This window comes from Burkholderia sp. APQ4-4ca, from assembly GCF_057837105.1.
Map to the genome: position 1 here is coordinate 1 of NZ_JBYQCG010000179.1, position 2,416 is coordinate 2,416.

7 protein-coding genes are annotated in these 2,416 nt (G+C 62.2%); 1 reads left to right on the forward strand and 6 read right to left on the reverse strand.

The window, feature by feature from the left end; translation table 11 throughout:
- Positions 1-54: 54 nt before the first annotated feature.
- From AC3IFE_RS20465 to AC3IFE_RS20485, 5 genes are all read right to left on the reverse strand, one after another.
- Complete coding sequence (locus AC3IFE_RS20465; RefSeq protein WP_489191749.1) at positions 55-249, reverse strand: hypothetical protein; 195 nt, start codon at positions 247-249, stop codon at positions 55-57.
- Positions 250-337: 88 nt separating this feature from the next.
- A complete protein-coding gene (locus AC3IFE_RS20470; protein WP_006757081.1) occupies positions 338-586 on the reverse strand; it encodes an Ogr/Delta-like zinc finger protein in 249 nt (82 codons plus the stop codon).
- Between the two features lie 27 nt (positions 587-613).
- Positions 614-805 carry a hypothetical protein gene (locus tag AC3IFE_RS20475; protein WP_489191750.1) on the reverse strand — a complete coding sequence of 64 codons (192 nt, stop codon included), beginning with the start codon at positions 803-805 and terminating at the stop codon, positions 614-616.
- 28 nt (positions 806-833) lie between these two features.
- On the reverse strand, positions 834-1,025 hold the full coding sequence (locus tag AC3IFE_RS20480; RefSeq protein WP_017432096.1) for a hypothetical protein: 192 nt from the start codon (positions 1,023-1,025) through the stop codon (positions 834-836).
- Between the two features lie 16 nt (positions 1,026-1,041).
- Complete coding sequence (locus AC3IFE_RS20485; RefSeq protein ID WP_257755293.1) at positions 1,042-1,269, reverse strand: hypothetical protein; 228 nt, start codon at positions 1,267-1,269, stop codon at positions 1,042-1,044.
- 75 nt (positions 1,270-1,344) lie between these two features.
- Here AC3IFE_RS20485 and AC3IFE_RS20490 point away from each other — a divergent pair, with 75 nt between their 5' ends.
- Complete coding sequence (locus AC3IFE_RS20490) at positions 1,345-1,836, forward strand: helix-turn-helix domain-containing protein (RefSeq protein WP_224052298.1); 492 nt, start codon at positions 1,345-1,347, stop codon at positions 1,834-1,836.
- Here the strand turns inward: AC3IFE_RS20490 and AC3IFE_RS20495 are convergent.
- Positions 1,827-2,207, reverse strand: a complete 381-nt coding sequence (locus AC3IFE_RS20495; RefSeq protein ID WP_219607692.1) for a helix-turn-helix domain-containing protein — start codon at positions 2,205-2,207, stop codon at positions 1,827-1,829. The two genes, AC3IFE_RS20490 and AC3IFE_RS20495, sit on opposite strands and share 10 nt — an antisense overlap.
- Positions 2,208-2,416: the final 209 nt, after the last annotated feature.

The window sequence follows — 2,416 nt, forward strand, 5'->3', positions numbered from 1 at the left end:
AGGCGGCGCCACATCGCGCGCAGGTCGAGGTCGGTGAGGGGCGCGCGCATCGCGTCAGTGCATCCACTCGAGCACTGGCGTGCCGTGCGCAAGGTCCCACGACACGACGAAGCCCAAGGCACGTGCGGACGCGACGAACACGTCGGCGCGGACGTCGGCTGCGGAGATCTTCGTGAGGTAGGAGACGCGCTCGTCGTAGGACAGTGACTGGGCGAGTGCGGCGATCGGTGTGGTGATGAGCGTTTGCATACGGCCTCCAGGAAATTTCAGGCAAAAGGAGTCCCTCACGCCCGCAGAGCGGGCGCGATGGGTGTTCAGCGAAACAGCGGGTTAGGGCTTAGGCGTCGAGCAGCGGGAGCTGTCGCGAATCGGTCGGGAGCCGATCAACCTTGCCGATCGGCACGTACACGTGCGGATTCGGGTTGAGGCTCGGCGCGATCGTATGGACGGTCGCGACGTGGATCTTGTAGGTTGTCGCGCATTCGATGTTGGTGCACTGGCAATACGCTTCGCGAACGAGAGCGGATAGCGTGCGGCTGGTTCGAATGACGGCGCGGCTGCCGCAGTGGTGACACTTCAATTTCATCGTGACTTCCTGTCGGAGACTGCCGCGTTAGGAACGGCTGCTGTTGTGGACGACGTAGAGAGCCCGGTCTCGTCCGGTGATGCGACGTGTGCCAAGACGCAGTCGTCGCTTCACGAGCCATTCGGCCGCCTGCTGGAGCGTCGCGAGACCTTCCTGCTGTCGCACGCGCTCGAGCAGTTCGGCGTCCTGCTCGGTGAATGTGATTTCGAGTTCGGGCATGGAATCGGCTGCTTCTGAGCTGCTGCCTTTAGCCGCGCTCGTGGGCTACATTGCTCGATGGCAACAGAGCCTCGGCGGCTTCGCGCAGGACCATCTGGCGAATCAGCGTTGCGGTTTGCTCGCCCTGGTAGTTGGCGAGTGCAGTGATCAGGGCGTATTCGTAATCGTCGAACCGCACCATCAGGCGTCTTTCACGGACGCGCTTGGGATCGGGGTACATGGTTATCACCTCGGGTTCAGCTTGCGGAAACATTGCCCGTGGTGTCCTCGAACGAGGACATCTTGGCGAGATAGAGGGGGAGCCCTTCGAGGTAGATGAGGCGCGCGAGGCTCGCCAACGAGCGCCGCTCGTGGCGGCCGAGGTGCTCGAGCTGGGCGCGCTCTGCGGGAAGGAGGCGCAGCGAAACGGTCTTGCTGGACATGACGCCCGGCGGCGCACGCCGCGGGCCTTTTTGGGTAGTCATGGCGGGTATACTCAATTTCGATAGTGCTTCACTAGGGATAGGTGAAGTGCAAGGTAATCAAAACGAAACTGCAAGATGTCACAGATTTCAATCGGAAACCGACTGAAGGAGGAGCGGATGCGTATCGGTCTGAGCCAGGCAGAGTTCGCCGCACTGGGCGGCCTCGGTAAGCAGGCGCAGCTCAATTACGAATCCGACGCGCGATCGCCAGATGCGAACTATCTGGCGGCGCTTTCGAAGGTCGGGGTCGACGTGCTGTACGTCGTAACTGGCGAGCGTGCGCAGGGGGGGCCGATGCCGGACGACGAAGCCGAGCTGCTCGATGGGTTTCGCCAGTTGAACGACGTCGGTCGGACGGCCGTGCAGGCGTCGATCAACGGCTTTCTGCTCGCGGGCACGATGACGATCTCGGGCGCGCCGGCGAAGAGGCTTCCGCGTCTTGCTGAAAACCGAGCAGCGAAATTGGATGCTGCGGCGCTGCAGGCGCTCAAAGACGCGCAGGCAGACGCAGAGCGCACAAAGGGCGCGCGATCGCCGCGTAAGAGCGGTGTGAAAGGTCAGGACTGACGAAGTGTCGCTGCGGCGCGCTCGAGCGCCGCCATCGCGGTTTCTACTTCACCCAACACGTCGATCGTCGTCATGCCGGTCGATTCCTCACGAGACAGTTCGCACAACGCAGCGAGTTCGCGATCGAATCGCGCAACGACGGTGCGGAGCTGCGCTCCGAATTCTGTAAGCCGAAACCCATCACTTCCTGAACGACGCTCCATCAGCGGGCGGCCGAGGACGCGCTCAAGCGCGGACACCTTCTCGCTGACGGTCGGCCGCTGCACTCCCATTGCCTGCGCTGCTTCCGAAATGCTGCGATAGCGCGCGATCTCGCTGTATGCGCGCAGCAGATTCCAGTTGAGCCGAGGGGGAGTCGTCCGGGAAGCCATGATTCGAGCGGTAGTTGTTGTTGCCGTAATGCGCGCGTCGCAGGGGCGGGGGACGAGAGGCGGGAGAAAGCCCGCGAAAGTTAGGCGCTTTCCTAACTTTCACGGGGCTTTCTCCTTCATTCCATTTGTCTGAAAAAAGCACGAAAATGGGGCCGCGTTACAGCACGCGTGAATGCCGTTTCACGTCGTAGCGCCTCTCAAAATATCCG